Origin of the sequence: Acinetobacter sp. CIP 102129 (assembly GCF_000368305.1) — a bacterium.
In the GTDB taxonomy this organism is placed as follows: domain Bacteria; phylum Pseudomonadota; class Gammaproteobacteria; order Pseudomonadales; family Moraxellaceae; genus Acinetobacter; species Acinetobacter parvus.
Map to the genome: position 1 here is coordinate 131,709 of NZ_KB849341.1, position 19,315 is coordinate 151,023.

At 41.0% G+C, this 19,315-nt stretch carries 16 protein-coding genes and 1 tRNA gene; 13 read left to right on the forward strand and 4 right to left on the reverse strand.

Features of this window, described 5'->3' with window-relative positions; translation table 11 throughout:
• The first annotated feature begins 125 nt into the window (after nt 1–125).
• From F973_RS08695 to F973_RS08740, 10 genes are all read left to right on the forward strand, one after another.
• Nucleotides 126–707: a hypothetical protein gene (locus F973_RS08695; RefSeq protein ID WP_004679669.1), complete on the forward strand. Its 582-nt coding sequence runs from the start codon at nt 126–128 to the stop codon at nt 705–707.
• A 116-nt stretch (nt 708–823) separates the two neighbouring features.
• Nucleotides 824–899, forward strand: a tRNA-Arg gene (locus F973_RS08700).
• Between the two features lie 126 nt (nt 900–1,025).
• Entirely contained in the window at nt 1,026–1,961 is a 936-nt protein-coding gene (locus tag F973_RS08705; RefSeq protein WP_004679671.1) for an ABC transporter ATP-binding protein, read from the forward strand.
• Complete coding sequence (locus tag F973_RS08710; RefSeq protein WP_004679673.1) at nt 1,958–2,731, forward strand: ABC transporter permease; 774 nt, start codon at nt 1,958–1,960, stop codon at nt 2,729–2,731. Before F973_RS08705 ends, F973_RS08710 begins: the two co-directional genes overlap by 4 nt.
• Nucleotides 2,728–3,543, forward strand: a complete 816-nt coding sequence (queF, locus tag F973_RS08715) for an NADPH-dependent 7-cyano-7-deazaguanine reductase QueF (RefSeq protein ID WP_004757862.1) — start codon at nt 2,728–2,730, stop codon at nt 3,541–3,543. Before F973_RS08710 ends, queF begins: the two co-directional genes overlap by 4 nt.
• Nucleotides 3,544–3,576: 33 nt before the next feature.
• Nucleotides 3,577–4,236, forward strand: coding sequence for a hypothetical protein (locus tag F973_RS08720; RefSeq protein ID WP_004679678.1), 660 nt, complete (start codon nt 3,577–3,579; stop codon nt 4,234–4,236).
• A gap of 246 nt (nt 4,237–4,482) precedes the next feature.
• A complete protein-coding gene (rodA, locus tag F973_RS08725; RefSeq protein ID WP_004761269.1) occupies nt 4,483–5,625 on the forward strand; it encodes a rod shape-determining protein RodA in 1,143 nt (380 codons plus the stop codon).
• Between the two features lie 20 nt (nt 5,626–5,645).
• Nucleotides 5,646–6,647 (forward strand): lytic murein transglycosylase B, encoded by a 1,002-nt coding sequence (mltB, locus tag F973_RS08730; protein WP_004682314.1) that lies wholly within the window; start codon nt 5,646–5,648, stop codon nt 6,645–6,647.
• 287 nt (nt 6,648–6,934) lie between these two features.
• Complete coding sequence (locus F973_RS08735) at nt 6,935–7,546, forward strand: septal ring lytic transglycosylase RlpA family protein (RefSeq protein ID WP_004679681.1); 612 nt, start codon at nt 6,935–6,937, stop codon at nt 7,544–7,546.
• A 181-nt stretch (nt 7,547–7,727) separates the two neighbouring features.
• Nucleotides 7,728–8,180: an Mpo1 family 2-hydroxy fatty acid dioxygenase gene (locus tag F973_RS08740; protein ID WP_004682320.1), complete on the forward strand. Its 453-nt coding sequence runs from the start codon at nt 7,728–7,730 to the stop codon at nt 8,178–8,180.
• A 39-nt stretch (nt 8,181–8,219) separates the two neighbouring features.
• Here the strand turns inward: F973_RS08740 and F973_RS08745 are convergent, their stop codons facing one another.
• Complete coding sequence (locus tag F973_RS08745; protein ID WP_004761274.1) at nt 8,220–8,690, reverse strand: DUF3465 domain-containing protein; 471 nt, start codon at nt 8,688–8,690, stop codon at nt 8,220–8,222.
• A gap of 87 nt (nt 8,691–8,777) precedes the next feature.
• Nucleotides 8,778–10,193 (reverse strand): Si-specific NAD(P)(+) transhydrogenase, encoded by a 1,416-nt coding sequence (gene sthA / locus F973_RS08750; RefSeq protein WP_004761276.1) that lies wholly within the window; start codon nt 10,191–10,193, stop codon nt 8,778–8,780.
• A gap of 185 nt (nt 10,194–10,378) precedes the next feature.
• On the opposite strand from sthA, the gene lipA reads away from it, so the two are divergent.
• Both lipA and F973_RS08760 read left to right on the forward strand, forming a co-directional pair.
• The gene (gene lipA / locus F973_RS08755; protein WP_004761278.1) at nt 10,379–11,392 is read left to right on the forward strand and encodes a lipoyl synthase; all 1,014 of its coding nucleotides are present in this window, start codon (nt 10,379–10,381) and stop codon (nt 11,390–11,392) included.
• A gap of 386 nt (nt 11,393–11,778) precedes the next feature.
• Nucleotides 11,779–13,482, forward strand: a complete 1,704-nt coding sequence (locus tag F973_RS08760) for a DUF4394 domain-containing protein (RefSeq protein WP_004761279.1) — start codon at nt 11,779–11,781, stop codon at nt 13,480–13,482.
• A gap of 56 nt (nt 13,483–13,538) precedes the next feature.
• On the opposite strand, the gene F973_RS08765 is transcribed toward F973_RS08760, so the two are convergent.
• Together F973_RS08765 and hrpA are read right to left on the reverse strand one after the other, a co-directional pair.
• Nucleotides 13,539–14,645, reverse strand: a complete 1,107-nt coding sequence (locus tag F973_RS08765) for a beta-ketoacyl-ACP synthase III (RefSeq protein WP_004761281.1) — start codon at nt 14,643–14,645, stop codon at nt 13,539–13,541.
• A gap of 46 nt (nt 14,646–14,691) precedes the next feature.
• Nucleotides 14,692–18,546, reverse strand: coding sequence for an ATP-dependent RNA helicase HrpA (hrpA, locus tag F973_RS08770; RefSeq protein WP_004761283.1), 3,855 nt, complete (start codon nt 18,544–18,546; stop codon nt 14,692–14,694).
• A 249-nt stretch (nt 18,547–18,795) separates the two neighbouring features.
• Here hrpA and F973_RS14705 point away from each other — a divergent pair, with 249 nt between their 5' ends.
• A complete protein-coding gene (locus F973_RS14705) occupies nt 18,796–19,089 on the forward strand; it encodes a hypothetical protein (RefSeq protein WP_171062324.1) in 294 nt (97 codons plus the stop codon).
• Nucleotides 19,090–19,315 lie beyond the last annotated feature (226 nt).

A 19,315-nucleotide genomic window follows, 5' to 3' on the forward strand; every position in this document is an offset into this window, starting at 1 on the left:
GCACTGTTAGATTATTTTCCACTTACTCCAAACGAGACAATGATATTTAATAAATTGTTAACATTATTGTCATTTATTAACCGTATCTTAATCTCCATCTAGTTTTTGGCTGGGGAGATTCAGAAATGTCACATTTTTTTAAAACAGAACTTGGGCAAAATGCGTTGCAGCAACGCAATATTGAGCTGACCGCACGTCAACGCCGTTTGTTGCTACTGATTGATCACGAAGACTTTCAGGACCTAAACCATGACTATAAACAAAAAATTGCCCCGACAGAACTGGTGCAACAACTGATTGATATGGGTTTATTGGCGCAGCAAGCTACGCAACCCCCAGTAAAAAATGAAATAAAAGAAGATTTAAGTGTTCAAGTCAACGAAGTGAACAGTTCAGAAACATCCGCTATAAAAGAAGTATCTGAAATCAATACTGTTCCTGTCCAGCAGATTCAACCAGAAAATATTTCACTGGAAAAACTCGCTTTTGTTGAAATTCAGCAAGTGATGATTCAGACCTTAACCACCTATTGCGGCTTGATGGCTCGTCCACTGGTACAAAAAGTTCAGTCCATTAAAACGCTACAACAATTGAAAGCGTGTCAAATGCAATGGATTACCTCATTACAGGAATCCCGTATTCCACCAACCCAACTGAATCAAACGCTAAAACTGATTAATTATTCAGTTCAGCATTTATCATGCTGATTTTGTAAAAATGGCTGAATAAAAGCAGAAATCGTTGTTTTAATAAACAATAACGGCCTTAAGCGAAGTTATATACTTTACCTATGTGCTTTTTTTGCCTATGATGTGGCTCGCACGCGCTCATAGCTCAACTGGATAGAGTACAGGTCTCCGAAGCCTGTGGCGTGGGTTCGAGTCCCGCTGAGCGCACCATCTTCTTAAGATACTTCCCTTTCTGTGATCGTTCTGTTTTTAACACGCCATAAACCTGTTTTTCCACTTGGTTTATTCTTTTATATCGCTCAAAATACGCATTCTATTAAATAACGTGAGACATTCATGACTGATGCTTTGGTGTTGAGCGATTTGTCCAAAACTTATCGTAATGGTTTTCAGGCATTAAAAGGTATTGATTTAACTGTGCCTGAGGGTGAATTTTATGCACTACTGGGTCCAAATGGTGCAGGTAAATCAACCACAATCAGTATCATCAGTTCCTTAACCAAAAAGACATCGGGTTCGGTTGAAATCTTTGGGCATAACCTTGATAGCCACCCCTCACATGCCAAACAATGTCTTGGTGTCGTCCCACAAGAGTTTAACTTTGGTCAGTTTGAAAAAACCTTTGATATTCTGGTGACCCAGGCGGGTTATTACGGTATTCCGAAAAAACTGGCTGAACAACGTGCCGAACATTATTTAGAAAAACTGGGGTTATGGGAAAAGCGTAATATCCAGTCACGCATGCTGTCTGGCGGGATGAAACGCCGCCTAATGATCGCCCGTGCCATGATGCATGAACCCAAACTCTTGATTTTGGACGAACCAACTGCGGGTGTGGATATTGAGCTACGCCGTTCCATGTGGGATTTCCTCACTGAAATGAATGAGAAAGGCACTTCAATCATCCTGACCACACATTATCTGGAAGAGGCCGAGATGCTGTGCCGTCGCATTGCCATCATTGACCGTGGTGTGATTAAGGAAGATACCAGCATGAAAGGTTTCCTTAATCAGTTGAACGAGGAATCTTTTATTTTTGACTTAGCGCAACCGATTGAGCATTTACAACTCGATATTATCGGGTTCAGGTTTAACCTGGTCGATCCTGTGACTTTGGAAGTGACCATGGACAAGGCGCATAACATGAATGACTTGTTCCTAATCCTGCAATCACAGAATATTCAGGTCAACAGTATGCGCAATAAATCCAATCGTCTGGAAGAATTGTTCGTGAAAATGGTCGAGAAGAATCTTGCGGGAGCGAATCAATGAACTTCAATCAGCTTAAAACCGCACTCTGGACTTTAGTTGTTAAAGAAATTCGTCGTTTTATGCGGATTTGGCCACAAACCTTACTGCCACCTGCCATCACCATGAGTTTATACTTTGTGATTTTCGGCAACCTGGTCGGCTCACGTATTGGTGAAATGGGTGGCTTTAGCTATATGCAGTTCATTGTGCCAGGCCTAATTATGATGGCTGTGATTACCAACAGCTATGCCAACGTCTCATCAAGTTTCTTTAGTGCCAAATTTCAAAAAAGTATTGAAGAACTGATCATGAGCCCTGTGCCCTTACACCTGATTCTTTGGGGTTATGTGATTGGCGGTGTAAGCCGTGGTGTGCTGGTTGGCTTGATTGTAACCCTAATGAGCCTGTTCTTTACCCATCTGGAAATTTACAATTTATTTGTGACGGTCTATACCGTCATCATTACTTCGTTGTTGTTTTCACTTGGTGGTTTTATCAATGCCGTTTATGCCAAGTCATTTGATGATATTTCGATTATCCCGACTTTTGTATTGACCCCGCTCACCTATCTGGGTGGTGTGTTCTATGCGATTAGCGCGTTAAGCCCATTTTGGCAAAACCTGTCTTTAATCAATCCAATTGTCTATATGGTCAATGCGTTCCGTTACGGGATTTTAGGACACAGTGATGTCAATGTATCCTTTTCATTGAGCATCGTGACACTATGCTGCGTTGCCCTCTATGCAATTGCCTATCATTTATTAGCTCGTGGTTCAGGAATGCGTGAATGAGTGTTGAACTTTCCTTGTTGGGCAAAGACACCCAATACCCAACTCAATATCAGCCAGAGGTTTTGTTTCCAATTGCCCGCGCTGATTCCCGTCAACAATATGCACATATTGACGGCATTAGTCAGGGTAAGGATTGGTGGCATGTCTTTGAAATTTCATGGTTAAACCAGCTCGGTTTGCCACAGGTGGCGATTGGCCGCATCACCCTGCCAGCCAGCTCCCCCAACCTGATTGAATCAAAGTCGCTCAAGCTATATTTCAACAGCCTGAACTTTACCCAATTTCAGTCAAGAGAAACATTTATTGAAACAGTGGAACGTGACTTGTCTCAGGCTGCTGGTGCAAAGATTGAGCTACAACTGTTTCAGGTCGATGACTTGGCCATTTCCAAACCGACAGGCATCTGTATTGATGAGCTGATTCCTGAACGCCTGTCTGAACACCCAGACTCAAGCTTGCTGCAACTCGACTCAAGCAGTCAGGATCATGTTGAAATTGAACTGTATTCACATCTTTTAAGAAGCAACTGCCCTGTGACAGGCCAACCTGACTGGGGCACGGTTTTTATTCGTCTGCAAGGCAAAAGACCTTGTTATCGCAGTATGTTAGCCTATATTATCTCGTACCGTCAGCATAATGGTTTCCATGAGCAATGTGTTGAGCAAATATTTGCGGATATTTGGCAACTGCTTCAACCAGAAAAGCTGATGGTTTATGCAACCTATACACGCCGCGGGGGGCTGGATATTAACCCATGCCGTGTATCGGATTTGTCATGGATGCCCGAGCCAATTCGTCTGGCACGACAATAAAACGAATAAATTTGATATAGAGGACGTTCTTCAATGACCAGTTATTTCGGTATTCTTCCATCAGCAGGTTTGAGTCAGGATATTAAACTTGCACAAGCCAACCGTGACAGTAAAGAACCACAATATCCGTTGCGTGACAAAATTTCTCTACAGTTGACTGATGAATTATTAGATAACATGCTGATTAAGCTGGTTCAAAAGTTTCCGCCAAGTGATAAGCGTGACACCACCGAGAAACTTGCAATCAAAATCCGTGGCATTGTTGAGACTTTACTTAAGCAATTATTAGGCAAGGCATCGAACGAGCAGGTTCTTGAATCGTTGTCGTTTATGGAAAAAAGCCTGTTTACTGACAATGATGGTCAACAACGTATTGGTACGGTTCTACCTGATACGCTGGTCGCTGACATGAAAAAAAGCTTTGCAGAAGTCGCTGCTGGAAATGGCAAGGCACAACGTGATGCATTAACCCAGCAATTTAAAACTTTTGCTGATGCATTGACTCACCACTTCATGACCGAATTTAACAAAACGCTGGGTCTGGGCATGATGAAACGCGGTGTTGCGAGCGTTGCAACCAGTGGTGTCGAAACAGCCGTTCACATTGTGATTAACAAGCTCATCCCAGGTTTAAGCCAAGGTGAACTTGAAGTATTTGCAAAACATTTTGATCAGTTATTGGTTCAAAAGTAATTCAGCAAATGATGCAAAAGCGATGGTCATGAAACCATCGCTTTTTATTGGGCGTATGCACTACAGCCCTACTCATCTATTAGGTTGATTTATAGCATTTTATGGTATAAATCCTATGAACAAATTTATTGCCATTTCATTCTATAGATTGAATGCTTATAAATGTCACATTTTCTAAATTTGCACGCTCTAAATCCGCATTTATGTTAGCATTCGCCAAGCATTGATTTCCCGATCTACACTCGCATGGCACCTAGTTCCCAGTATAAATTTCTACGTCAAGCGCCGCGTGACGGCTTGAGCACAGCAACCCAGTTATCCCGTTGGCAACAACTGCATATCGACCCCTGGCTTTGCCTGTTTCTTGTGCTGAATGCTCTGCTGGGATTGACCATTTTATATAGTGCTTCTGCTCAGGATGTCGGCTTGGTTAGCAAGCAGGCCATGAGTTTTGGCATTGGCTTTGTGGTCATGTTCAGTCTGGCACAGATTCCTCCCAAGGTTTATCAGGCATTCTCACCCTACTTTTATATCTTTGGTGTGCTGTCGCTGCTTGCAGTGGTGATTTTTGGTGAAGTGCGTATGGGGGCACAACGCTGGATTGATATTCCTGGTTTCGGTAGCGTCCAGCCCAGCGAATTTATGAAAATTGGCATGCCGATGATGATTGCATGGTTCCTGTCGCGCAAGGCACTACCACCCAGCTTTTCTCAGGTAATTCTGTCTCTGGTTTTGATTGTCATTCCATTTTTGCTGATTGCTGAGCAGCCCGACTTGGGAACTTCATTACTGGTTCTTGCCAGCGGAATTTTTGTTCTGTTTCTAAGTGGCCTGTCATGGCGATTGATTGCGGCGGCAGCGGGTGCTGTGGCCGTGATCATCCCAATTGCATGGGAGTTTTTACTGCATGACTATCAGCGTCAGCGCGTCTTAACCCTTTTTAACCCTGAAGCGGACGCTTTAGGGACAGGCTGGAACATCATCCAGTCAAAAACAGCGATTGGATCAGGCGGGTTCTCAGGCAAAGGCTTTCTGGAGGGAACACAATCCCATCTGCACTTTCTGCCAGAAGGACATACCGACTTTATTATTGCGGCCTATTCCGAAGAGTTTGGCCTGATTGGCGTCAGCCTACTGATTCTGCTCTATTGCGCCATTATTTTCAGAACGTTCCAGATAGGCCTGCAAAGCTTCCATAACTATGGTCGTCTGGTCGCGGGCGCATTTGGTTTGTCCTTTTTTGTTTATGTATTTGTAAACGCTGGCATGGTCAGTGGTATTTTACCTGTAGTGGGTGTGCCTTTGCCGTTTATGAGCTATGGTGGCACTGCAATTATTACCCTTATGTCAACATTTGGACTGGTGATGTCTATTCATACACATCGATAATGAGGAACGATATAAACATTATGTTTCATCAAACTTTAAATAAAACTTTTAAACTTGTTACCTTGAGTGCCAGCCTATTTTTGAGTAGTAACTGGGCGCAGGCAAATGAATTTTTCACTCATCCCAATTATTTTGCATTTAAACAAAAGGCCATGAACACTTATGGCCTGAGCAGTGAGCAGGTAGATGCCGCCATGAGTGGGGCACGCAACCTGCCCAATATCCTGAATATCATGACCCGTCCTGGTGAAAGCAAGCCCTGGTATGAATATCGCTCAATGTTTCTGGTTGAGGGCACTATTCAACGTGGCGCTCGCTTTAAAAGCCAGTATGAAGATGCCCTGAATCGCGCAGAACAGCAGTTTGGTGTGCCTAAGTCGGTCATTCTGGGAATCTTAGGCGTAGAAACAGGTTATGGCGCCAATAAAGGCTCTTTCATCACACGGGATGCGCTTGCAACACTGGCCTTTGGATACCCACGTCGGGCAGACTATTTTGGTGATGAATTGGCAGCACTGATTGCATGGACATATAAGGAAAGCTACCCAACTAATAGCATCGTCGGTTCGTATGCGGGTGCAATCGGCTATCCACAATTCATGCCAAGCAACATTCAAAAGTTAGGCGTTGACTATGATGGAAATGGCCATATTGATCTAAGGAATTCAGCCGTTGATGCAATCGGTTCAATTGCGAACTATTTGGCCCAACATGGCTGGCAACGGGATCGTCCAATTGGCTTCCCCGCCCGCTATCTTGGCAACAATCCAGACAGCATTATTGCCAAGGATTTAACCCTGCCAACTCCGTATGGAGAGCTGAAAAGACTGGGTATTGCGCCTATTGACCCGTTGGTAAAAATAGATGATCTTGATTTAGTAAATGTTATTCAATTACAAGACCAATTTGGACCTATTTATTACATCACCTATCCAAATTTCCAAGTAATCACGACTTATAATAAGAGTCGAATGTATGCCACAGCGGTGTGGTTATTAGGCACTGAAGTCGCAGGAAGATAACCCGATTTTTTAAACAAAATCTGAAAGTCAATAAATTTATGGTTCAAAAAGGGTGTTAAATAATCAAATTTCATATTTTGTTACAATATTGATTATTTTTTAATCTAAAACTGTAAGTTTTTACCCTTTTTGTAACTATTTATCGTTAAAGACTAGACACACTTCGTAAGCGCTGAATATTATCCACCCAAGAAAAGTAATTGCAAAAGTGAATAATTAGACATGTGCACTGTATTTCAATGCTGTTTTGTTGAGATAGAAAAGCATGTTCTCTAGGAGTTTATACAATGCAGTTTTCGCTGAAATATATTCTAGCGCTGACGGCAGGCTTAAGTTTAAGCCCGTTACATGCTGAAATGGTACAATCATCATCATTAACAAATGATGTTGAAGGTTCTAATTTAGCAGCCCGCGTTTTGAGCAAAGATTCTCAAAATTTTAATTCTCGTTTTTCTAACGTCAATAGTCTTTCAATCACTGAGAGTTCTGGTGACAAAGTACGTCGCCAAACAATTGCTGCTAAAATTGATATCCCTGAAGAAGAGCCTTCAGTGATTGAAAAACTTAACACTGTTGCGTCTAATACCGTACGTAAGTTTAGCCAAACTGGCGTAGCATCATGGTATGGTCGTCAATTTCATGGTCGTAAGACTGCAAGCGGTGAAACATTCGACATGAATGGTTTAACTGCTGCTCATCGTAGCCTGCCATTGAACTGTTACATTCGTGTGACCAATAAAGACAACGGTAAAAGCGTTGTAGTTAAGGTTAACGATCGTGGTCCATTCCATGGTAACCGTGTATTAGATTTATCTTATGGCGCAGCTAAGCAACTCGGTGTTACCAATGCCGGCACTGCGAAAGTAAGTATAGAACGCGTTGATGGTCCAAATTCTTAATTCAGGTTCATCAATTCGATAAAAAGCCACCTTGTGTGGCTTTTTATGTTTTAGGTTTCCAAAATTTTTATTTTCTTTAATTAGAGACATCATTTCCTTATCATTCCCAAGAATCATTTTGACCCTCTCGCTTTTCTTCGGTATATTCAAAAAAACATAGTCGCATAGCAAGGAGAGCGCTGTGAAATCAATTACTGAATGGTTTGATGAATATAGTGACAGCCATCAAGACCAAACCAATAAAAAAATTCACTGGGTCTGCGTTCCAGCCATTCTTTTTTCAATCATTGGGATTCTTGCTCACTTTAGCACGCTACTCACCGCCCTGCTGCTTGTACTGACCCTGGTCTTTTATGCCCGTCTGGATATTGTACTGGCAGTGGCAATGGCCGCGCTATTGGCAGTCATGGCATGGCTGATTGTAATTCTGCCTGTAGGGGTAGGTTTTTATATTGGCGTTTTTGTGGTTGCCTGGATTGGACAGTTTTATGGGCACAAAGTAGAGGGCAAAAAGCCATCATTCTTCAAGGACCTGCAATTCCTTCTGATTGGCCCAGTATGGTGCATGGACGCTTATCTGGCTAAAGTCCTACCTAAATGGAAATCTCGTCAAAAATTGGCGCTTACAAGCTGATTTAGCGCATGTTAGGTTCATCAGGATTCAGGGAAGATGTTATTGATACATTCTTCCTTGATATTTTAGCCATCCATCAATATGTTTTCCTTGAGGATCATGGTGGGTCCAGTGAATCACCCCACCTTTTTGGTTGTACTCATATTCACCATAAAACTCAACCTTATCGCCTTTTTTAAGTCCCTCAATTTTTGGCGCCAAATCAATGTTGTGGGCAATCAACACAGTCAATCCGTTCTCAAGTTGTAAAATTATTTTTTGATGTCTTGAACCTTGATCGTCATCTGGCAAAATTGCTTTTATTGTTCCATGGGCTTGAACCTGAATATTACTCCGTTGCTGTTGATATGCCTGCATGATCTTCTGTTGATCATCTATGACTAAATTGGTAGAAGGTGGCAGAGCTGAGCCATTGGTTGTATTTTGTTTTTGCTTGAAATCCAATCCCAAATAAGCAGCAATAAGAAAAACCATCACGATGATAATTAAATTATTTTTTTGAGTTTTCATATCCACCTTTTTATCAAACACACCATAGCAAAATGCCAATCATATTGATTGGCATTTTGTTGCTTATCGAACTAAATCCATCGCAATTTAAAATAAACGATTTATACCATTCAAAGCTGCTACACGATAGGCTTCAGCCATGGTTGGATAGTTAAATGTTGTTTCAACAAAATACTTCAAGGTATTGTTTGGACTATGCATAACCACCTGCCCAATGTGGATAATCTCTGCTGCATTGTTACCAAAGCAGTGAATACCCAAGACTTCCAAAGTATCGCGGTGGAATAGAATCTTTAATTCACCTACCGTATCACCCGTAATCTGTGCACGGGCCAAGTGACGGAAAGATGCCTGCCCTACTTCATAAGGGACTTTCTCATCGGTAAGCTGTTGTTCAGTCTTACCAATCGATGAAATTTCTGGAATGGTATAAATTCCTGTTGGGACATCCTTGATCGGTTTAACGTTCTTCTCGCCCACCATATTCGCCCCAGCACAGCGTCCCTGGTCGTATGCAGCCGATGCCAACGATGGCCAGCCAATGACATCACCCGCAGCATAAATATTATCAACTTCGGTTTGATATTGGTCATTGACCATAAGCTGACCGCGACTATTTGGAACAAGCCCGACATTTTCCAAGCCAAGGCCATCAGTATTACCTGAACGGCCGTTACACCACAGGATTGCATCCGCCTTGATTTTTTTGCCACTGAGCAAATGCATTACCACGTGGTCATCAAAGGTTTCTAAACGATCAATTTGCTCATTATGGCGAATCAGGACACCTTGCTCACGCAAGTGGTAAGACAATGCATCGGCGATTTCATCATCCAGATAGCTTAAAAGTTTATGCTGGGTATTAATCAAGTCAACTTTATGGTCCAGCCCAATGAAAATGGAGGCATATTCACAGCCAATCACCCCTGCACCGTAGATAATGATTTTATGGATCGCGTAATCCAGATCAAGGATTTTATCTGAATCAAACACACGGGGATGGTTAAAGTCTAATTCTTTCGGTTGATATGGACGGCTACCTGTTGCGATCACGATTTGTTTACAGATAATGCTATCCTTAATGCCATCCTGACCAAAAATCAGGACGGTGTTTTTATCCTGAATATAGGCACGACCATGAAAGACCTCAATTTTGTTGCGGTCATAAAAACGGGTATGTGTATCGACTTGCTGCTGAATCACTTTATGCGCATTACGCAGCACCTGTTTCATGGTGAACTGTTTCCATTCACCTACTTTTTGAAACATTGGATCACGCTGATAACGGATAATACTGGAAACCGTTTGACGTAATGCTTTACTCGGAATTGTTCCCACGTGTGCACAGTTACCACCGAGTTGATCACGAACATCAACAATTGCAACACGTTTACCTGCTTTTGCAAGCTTCATTGCCGCGCCTTCACCCGCAGGGCCAGAACCGAGAACAACTGCATCAAACTTCACAATATTCCCACCAATGACCTCTTTCTTACGTGGCATTCAAAGCTCCTTTCATTCTTGCTGTTACTTCTAAATATATGATAACTAATATGCGGCGAATTAATGTATTTCTCAACCATATATTTTAAATATTGACATTTTCAAAATGAATACCTGTTTCTACTACAAACTTGACTATAATAATGCAGTCTTGATCGGTTCAATAATTAAGGGAAAAGTGAAATATGTCTGAACACCGTAAACCTGAACAGGGTATAAAACTTCGTGGCGCAGAAAAAGTCGCAAGAATTCCTGTAAAAGTGATTCCTACGGTTGAAGTACCTCGTAAGCCAGACTGGATTCGTGTCAAGATGGCCGCACCAGAAGAGGTTCAGCGTATTAAAACCACCTTGCGCGCACAAAAACTCCATACTGTTTGTGAAGAGGCGGCCTGCCCTAACCTGCCTGAATGTTTTGGGGGTGGTACAGCAACCTTTATGATCATGGGCGACATCTGTACACGTCGTTGCCCATTCTGTGACGTTGCACATGGTCGACCAAATGCACTTGATCCTGATGAACCTCGTCATATGGCGGAAACTATTTCAAATTTGGGTTTGAAATATGCGGTTATCACCTCTGTAGATCGTGATGATCTTTTAGATGGTGGTGCTCAACATTTTGTGGATTGTATTAAACAAGCTCGCGCTTTGAGTCCAAAAACTTTATTAGAAATTTTAGTTCCTGATTTCCGTGGTCGTATGGATATTGCCTTACGCATCATGACAGAATGTCCACCCGATGTGTTTAACCATAATATTGAAACTGTGCCACGCTTATACAAAGCAATGCGTCCAGGTTCTGATTATCAGCACTCTCTTAATCTATTGAAAATGTTTAAGGAATATTGTCCTGATATCCCAACCAAATGTGGTTTGATGGTTGGGATTGGTGAAACTGAAGAGGAAGTGCTTGCATTACTGGATGATCTGCGTGCGCACGATGTGGACTATGTAACAATTGGACAATATTTACAGCCGTCCAAACAACATGCGCCAATTGATCGTTTTGTGACACCAGAAGAATTTGAACGTTACGCTGAACATGGTCGTAAATTAGGCTTTAGAAATATTTGGTCAGCGCCAATGGTTCGTTCAAGTTACTTCGCCGATCGCCAGTATTATGGTGAACCTGTGCCTGCGGTACGCCGTAAAGTTGACCCTGCCAAGAAAATTGCTGTACAAACTGTAGAAGCTTAATCAAGTTTGTATAAATTAAAAAAGGGAACAATCATGTTCTCTTTTTTAATTTTTGATATGAGATAATCCAATTTTAAAAAATAATTTCTGTGAACTAACTAACGTTTCTTAACGCGCGTGAATTCCTCGTGAATAATTACCAATCGACACGCTACTACAAAAAAATCACTTAAAAACATTAATTTACTTTATACCCTAGTCCGCATAACCTGATTGGAGTAGAAGTGAATTTCAAAAAATTGTGATTTGTATTTTTAAACTTAATACATCCATCTTTTTTGGAATTTCCTCCAAACAAAAATGAATATCAAGAAGCATTGTCAATTTAAACCGTTCATTGGAAGACGACTTCTTATTATAAATAACTTTGAGATCAGGATAGACACATGAATAAGAAAATTACAGCTTTGACTGTTACTGCATTAGCAAGCTTTGCATTGTTAGGTTGTAATAATGATTCAGACAACGATGCCGAGTCGTCAAATGTGAATACTGGCGATACTTTAATTCTAACTGCCAATGGAATGATTAGTTCAGTCGATAGATCAATGCCTGACAAGCTTGTGTCTAACCGCAAGATTAAAGGATTAATGTCTGGGGATGAACTGGTAGGTATTGATTACCGCCCTAAAGATGGCAAACTTTATGCTGTTGGTCTACAGGGGAATTTATATACTTTAAATCCAAACAATGGCGAAGCAATTTTTCTGAGAAAACTCATCGCCGACCCGAGCGATACTACAGATGGAAATGCATCTTTCACACAAATTATGGGTGATGCCAACCTTATCACTGTTAATTTTAACCCTGCTGCAGATCGCCTACGTGTAATTTCTAACACAGGACAAAACTTGCGTATCAATGTTGATACTGGTGCAACCATTACAGATGGCACGATTAATTTAGCCACAGGTAGTGCAGCAGTTGTTGCAGGCGCTTATACCAATGCCTTTGCTGGCACAGGTTCAACCAAACTATATAGCATTGACCAAAATAGTGATCGCATTTATCTTCAAAATGCGAACGCAGGTACATTAGGCAATTCTACGGCTTTGGGTGCAGATATTAATACAAACGGCGGTGGCGGTTTTGATATAGACCCTGTCAACAATGTCGGTTTTGCCGCACTCAAACTCGCATCAGGCAATTATAAATTTTTTAAACTTAATCTAGCTAATGTCGGCACCTCAAGCGATGCTGTTTTTGAATCACATGACCTGAATAATAGTTTTAATAGCATGGGGATTCGTGGCATTGCATTAAAACGTTCAACCGATGCCACAGCTCAAGGCTATGGTTTAACAGCAAACAATAAACTGCTTAGCTTCGCTATTACTAATCCAAATACTGTAACTGAAAAGAGCCTCACTGGATTGCTTGTAGATGAGAAATTTATCGGTATAGACTATCGTTTTAGAACCTCAACTGATAATTCTGGCAAGCTATATGGATTAACCAATAAAGGGAATTTGTATACGATCAATACAGACACTGGTTTAGCAAGCCTCATCACTGCACTCAAACCAGCTACTGGCAGCACTTTCACAAACCTAGATGGTACAAGTTTCGCAGTTGATTTCAACCCTACAGCAGATCGACTCCGCGTAATCAGCAATACTGGACAGAACTTAAGAATTAACGTCGATACTGGCGATACTATAAAAGATGGCGATATTAACGGAATTTCTGAGGCTAAAGTTACTGCAGCTGCATATACCAATAGTTTCGCTACACCTATCGCGATGTTAGCTACAGAACTATTTGATCTGGATCAAACAGGCAAAACTCTCACTAAACAGAATCCACCAAACGCAGGCACATTAAACCTGATCGGTAATTTAGGAATCAACTTAGGTATAGACAATGGTTTTGATATTGCTGGTGGTGACAATGGCTTAGCTTTAGCGACTGTGGCAGGTGAAACTGGACCATCTGTACTTTATCGAGTCGACTTAAATAGCGATACAACAATTACAACACCTAGAGCACGTTTAGCTATCAGTGTAGATGGAACACCAAATTTAGCAGCTTCAACTATTGGTGGTAACACCACTCCGCAAGTCATCGACCTAGCGATCTTGCTTAAATAAGCTGAAATCAAAAAAACCGCATCATTGATGCGGTTTTTTATTTTTGCCTATAAATTTTAAGCAATATGTTTTTGTACGATAATCGAACCAACCGAATACCCTGCACCAAATGATGAAATTATAGCATATTCGCCATTATTTACTTGCTCACCTGTGCGGTGCATTGCAATAATTACGCCCGCAGAAGAAGTATTGGCAAATTCATCTAAAATAATTGGTGCACGATCTAAATCAGCATCTTTACCAACAACGAGTTTTAAAATTAACTCATTCATATTGGCATTCGCTTGATGTAACCAAAAGCGTTTAACTTGTTCAGGAGTTAATTCAAGTTTTTCTAACTGTGCAGTAATGATTTTTGCAACCAATGGGCAAACTTCTTTAAACACTTTACGACCATCTTGGCGGAACAATTTGTCATCAACCACAGCATCTTCACTGCGGTTCAAGAAACCAAAGTTATTACGAATGTTATTTGAGAACTGAGTAAACAAATGAATATCTAGGATTTCATAACCTGATTTGGTTTCAGTTTCTTCAATAATTGAAGCAGTTGCAACATCACCAAAAATGAAATGTGCGTCACGAGTACGGTAGTCTAAATGACCTGAGGTAATTTCAACATTGAGCAATAATACACGGCGTGCGCCACATTTCACTGCATCATAGGCTTGCTTCAAACCGAATGTTGCAGCAGAACAAGCTACATTCATGTCATAAGCATAACCTTGGATACCCAAAGCTGATTGAATTTCAATTGCCACAGCTGGGTAGGCACGTTGCATATTTGAACAGGCCAAGATGACAACATCGATGTCTTCTGCGGTCACGCCTGCATTTTCCATTGCCTGTTTAGCAGCAATCACGCCCCACTCCGCTTGAAGTGAAAGTTCATCATTGCTACGCTCTTGTAAACGTGGGCGTAAACGTGCTGGATCAAGTATCCCTGATTTCTCAACTACATAACGGCTTTTGATACCCGATGCTTTTTCAATAAATTCAGGGCTTGAGCCACGCAAGGCTTCAATTTCGCCTGCTTCAATCTGAGCGGCATGATCTTGATTATATTGTTCTACATAAGCATTTAAACTTTCAACCAACTCTTCATTGGAAATAGATTCGGTCGGGTGGAATAAACCTGTACCTGTTATACGGATGCCCATGTAAAACTCCTGTAAAGAATGGTTCTAGCTTTCATCATCGCTCAGTTTAACCGATTGCTAATCGATCCCATAGTTTTTGCAATCTAGTTGGTGAAATAGGCAGCTTTGTTTTCATCGGTTGAGAAAACAAGGAAATTCTAAGCTCTTCCAACATCAAATACAATTCTTTGATTTTAGGATCATTTTTAAATTTAAATACTTTGTCCATCCATGGATCGACATCATCAATTGCAGCGAGGTCACGTTGTAGATTATTGGGCAATCGGTCTAAACGCAATAGCAATGCTTTCAAATAACGTGGGTATTCCTGCCAAATCTCGGCAGATCGGCTATAAACAAAGTCTGCCAATGACATTAAATCAAGTTGGTCTTCAATGTCATCCACACTTCGACCAAAGATATCCTGATCTAAAACCAATAACTCGCGACGAATTTGCTGCCATTGAGTAAAAATATCAGTAATATCAATTAAAACTTTTTGACCATCTGCCAAAAATTGCTTTTTCACATCAACGATTAGCTGATTAAATTCCGCTGTATTTTTAGGCAAAGTTTTTATTGAAACTTGTAAGGTTGCATAAACCAGCATTTGTTCCAACTTCGCCCGATCACCTAAAGGCGAATATGCCAAAGCTAATGGTTTGGAAATCTGTTTTTTCAACTGACGGATTAAATCACCCAACTGCATATGCACAAGACGAATAATCCCCTCACGATGTTGCTTGATGGCTTCATCTTGATCATTAAAAGTTTGAATCACCACACCCGATTCATCTTTGGCATCCAATTCAGCAAAGGCTTTTGTAGCAACAAGTGCCTGATATTGCTTGACAATAACACCTGTGACTTTTTGGGAAGCCTCAAACACAAAATTTTCAGGAAAAGTCTGGAACTCACCCTTTTGCTGTTTCACAGGGCGATGCGTTTCAACACGACAACGCGCTTTGAGTTCATCTAAATCACGTCCTTGCGCAATGAGTTTGCCTTTTTCATCCACAACTTTAATAAAAGGTACAAGATATTGATCAATTCGTTCAAAAGAAAAATCTTTTTCAGTAATCTGCTCACCACGTAAGGCAAAAGCTAAATAACTAAATAAGTGCTCACGTAAATGTACTGCATCAACACCTTGCATCAGTTTTTTCGCAGTATCTGGAATCGGGACTAAATTACGACGTTTGTCTTTAGGCAACGCCTTGAGCAAAGCCTCTATTAAATCCTGACGCCACCCAGGAATCCCCCATGACCATTGCTTTTCATCGACCTGTGGCAAAGCCTGCACAGGAATTTTAACTGTTGCACCATCTTCATCATGGCTTGGATCAAAACGATAGCTCGCAGCTAAACGCAATTGTCCATTATGTAAATAATCTGGGAATTGCTGCGTGGTTGGCCGATCATTCATCCACAACGCATCATCTTCAACAAACAGATAACGCGGATTTTCTGTTTCTACTGTTGCACGCCAATCCTCAAAACTACGGCGACTGGCAATTTCCTCTGGCACTTTTTCAGCATAAAATTGATAAATAGTTTCTTCATCGACCACTAAATCACGACGACGCAGTTTATCTTCAACACGCTCAACTTCTTCAAGCTTCAATAAATTGTGCTTTAAAAACGGTGGCGTAATACCCAAATTACCAGTCGTTAAGGCATCCCGTAAAAAGATTTCATGTGCCGCGGCTTGATCAACTTTCTCAAAATTCACCATACGTTTTGGTTCAATAATTAAACCAAACAATGAAATTTGCGCATAGGCATTCACAATGCCTGCTTTTTTCGACCAATGTGGTTCGAAATAGTGATATTTCAATAGTTCACGTGCAGCTAATAAAATCCATTCAGGATCAATTTTTGCCAAAGTGCGTAAGTACACTTGAGAAGTTTCCACCATCTCAAATGCCATCACCCAAGCAGTATTGGTCTTATGCAGCGTACTGGCAGGAAATACTTTGGCTTTCTGCTGACGTACCGCCATAAAGGTATTACGTTCATCGGTTTTATTGGCGATAAATGAAAGTAAACCCGTTAACAAAGCACGATGTAAATTTTCATAATTGGCTGCCTTTTCATTAAAGCTCAGCTTTAATCCTTCAGCCAATTCAACTAATTGTTGGTGGGTTTGCTTCCATTCCCGTAAACGTAACCAACTTAAAAAATGTTGACGCGCAAATTGACGGCGCTTGTTTTCAGACTGCGTATCAGGACTGGTTTGGAGCGTATTCCAAAGTTTTAAATAGAATAAAAAATCTGAATCCGCTTCTTTGAATAAGGCATGCTTCTGATCGGCTTGCATTTGTTTATCGGCAGGTCGTTCTCGTGGATCTTGAATCGCTAAAGCACTGACAATAATCAATGTTTCTTTCAGAACACCAAAATGAGCGCCACCAATCAGCATACGTGCTAATCGTGGATCAATCGGCATGCGTGCCATCATTTGACCGACTTTAGTTAAATCATTTTTACGTTCGCTTAATGCACCCAACTCAATCAAAAGCTTGCGCCCATCATTCACCAAACGGAAATCAGGTGGCTCAATAAAGTCAAAATCTTCTAAACTACCTAAACCAAGACTTTGCATCTGCAAAATAACAGAAGCTAAGTTAGTTCGTTTGATCTCTGGTTCGGTAAATTCAGGACGACTTAAAAAATCTTCTTCACTGTATAAACGAATACAAACACCCGCAGCGATACGGCCACAACGACCTTTACGCTGATTGGCTGCTGCCTGTGAAATCGCTTCAATCGGTAAGCGTTGCACACGTGAACGGTAGTTATAACGTGAAATACGAGCAAAACCGCTATCGATCACATAACGGATATTAGGAACGGTTAATGCTGTTTCAGCAACGTTGGTTGCAATAATAATACGGCGACCTTTGCCGCTTGGACTGAAAATCTTTTGCTGCTCGGCGAGTGCCAAACGTGCATATAAAGGCAACACTTCAGTATGCCGAGGACCATACTTCTGTAGGGTTTCTTGTAATTCTCGGATTTCTTGCTCAGTGCTGGCAAAAATCAAGATATCAGCATGTTCTGGATGCCCTTTACCCTCAGCATCAGCAAAACACTCTTCGACCGCTTGTACAACAGCACGCGGTAGATTTTCTTCAAAATCATCAAACTCATCATCATCACTGCCAACAATACTCAGCTCAGAGATCGGACGATAACGCACTTCTACAGGGAAGCTGCGCCCTTCTACTTCAAAAATCGGTGCATCATTGAAGTATTGGCTAAAACGATTTACATCTAACGTTGCTGAGGTGACGATAACTTTTAAATCTGGGCGCTTGGGTAAAAGTTGCTTGAGATAACCCATGATAAAGTCAATGTTGAGGGAGCGTTCATGTGCCTCATCAATAATGATGGTGTCGTATTTTGAAAGAAATCGGTCATTGGTCAGCTCAGCCAACAAGATACCATCAGTCATTAAACGAACAATCGAATCCTGCGATCCCTGCTCATTAAAACGGATTTTAAAGCCAATCGCCTCGCCCAGTTTCTGCCCAACTTCTTCTGCAATACGTTGTGAGACACTGCGAGCAGCTAAACGTCGCGGCTGAGTATGCCCAATCATTCCCGTAAGACCACGACCTGCAAGCATGGCAATCTGCGGTAGCTGCGTGGTTTTACCCGAACCAGTTTCACCAGCCACAATAATCACTTGATGCTTTTGTATTGCGTCAATCAAACGATCTGCATACTGAGTAACAGGTAAATCCTGATTGAGCTTGATCTTGGGAAGACGAGCAAGACGTTGCTTGACTTTGTGGTTAGACTGTTCAAACAGTTTTTCGATTTCTGCTGGTTGTGTTTTTTTATCTTTGCGCAGTCGATTTAAACGGTGACGGTCACGTGCCATAACCCATTGATCTACATTTAAATGAATCTGCACTGAACAGCTTTCCTAGAAAATAAACTAATCGGCTATTTTACGCCTTAAAGTGTTGCTATGCAAAGTGACCACATTTGGTTCTTTTCAAAAACATGCAATATCCAATTGATGCATATGGGTACTTTTGCATTTTCTTATCTTTAAACTGAGTACAATATATAGCAATTAGCAAAATATAAGCTACACTTGGATTTATTTGAGATTTTACCCATACCTAAAATATATTCTGTAAATTTACGTGAAAAAGTCATGAAACATTATCATGATACTCACCATAAATCGCAAACTTGTCATTTTTTAGAAATACTCAAACGAGTTGATCCATCAGATATCTATTATATGGATGAAGCTGGCATGAGTTGCAATGAAGTCGCCCAAATGGGATGGTCAAAGAAAGGTACAAGATGTCATGCCACCCGTTCAGGTCTATCTTCCAGACCTATGAGCTTTATTGGTACTATATCTTTGGCAGAAAAACTAAATTTATCATGCCTATACTATTTGAAAGCTGTTGTAATCGTAGTGTATTTGAAAGTTGGTTAACTTCATTCGGATAATCATTTGGGAAGTCAAAACCGATGAAAGACCGTATTATCATTTTAGATAATGCGACTTTTCACCAAGGTGAAGAAGTTGAAAATTATGATGCCCTAGTGTTTGGTTTTAAATCAATGTAGCTTATATAGTAGGGTTTGCTATAGCTTAGCTAGAGCAAAATATGACTTATAAATAAGCTTTTAGTTGTTCAAACAAGTGGGACCATCTCTAT

Coding starts and splice junctions, on each gene's coding strand:
- F973_RS08695 (WP_004679669.1), top strand. CDS start 126: ATGTCACATTTTTTTAAAACAGAACTTGGGCAAAATGCGTTGCAGCAA.
- F973_RS08705 (WP_004679671.1), top strand. CDS start 1,026: ATGACTGATGCTTTGGTGTTGAGCGATTTGTCCAAAACTTATCGTAAT.
- F973_RS08710 (WP_004679673.1), top strand. CDS start 1,958: ATGAACTTCAATCAGCTTAAAACCGCACTCTGGACTTTAGTTGTTAAA.
- queF (WP_004757862.1), top strand. CDS start 2,728: ATGAGTGTTGAACTTTCCTTGTTGGGCAAAGACACCCAATACCCAACT.
- F973_RS08720 (WP_004679678.1), top strand. CDS start 3,577: ATGACCAGTTATTTCGGTATTCTTCCATCAGCAGGTTTGAGTCAGGAT.
- rodA (WP_004761269.1), top strand. CDS start 4,483: ATGGCACCTAGTTCCCAGTATAAATTTCTACGTCAAGCGCCGCGTGAC.
- mltB (WP_004682314.1), top strand. CDS start 5,646: ATGTTTCATCAAACTTTAAATAAAACTTTTAAACTTGTTACCTTGAGT.
- F973_RS08735 (WP_004679681.1), top strand. CDS start 6,935: ATGCAGTTTTCGCTGAAATATATTCTAGCGCTGACGGCAGGCTTAAGT.
- F973_RS08745 (WP_004761274.1), bottom strand. CDS start 8,690: ATGAAAACTCAAAAAAATAATTTAATTATCATCGTGATGGTTTTTCTT.
- sthA (WP_004761276.1), bottom strand. CDS start 10,193: ATGCCACGTAAGAAAGAGGTCATTGGTGGGAATATTGTGAAGTTTGAT.
- lipA (WP_004761278.1), top strand. CDS start 10,379: ATGTCTGAACACCGTAAACCTGAACAGGGTATAAAACTTCGTGGCGCA.
- F973_RS08760 (WP_004761279.1), top strand. CDS start 11,779: ATGAATAAGAAAATTACAGCTTTGACTGTTACTGCATTAGCAAGCTTT.
- F973_RS08765 (WP_004761281.1), bottom strand. CDS start 14,645: ATGGGCATCCGTATAACAGGTACAGGTTTATTCCACCCGACCGAATCT.
- F973_RS14705 (WP_171062324.1), top strand. CDS start 18,796: ATGAAACATTATCATGATACTCACCATAAATCGCAAACTTGTCATTTT.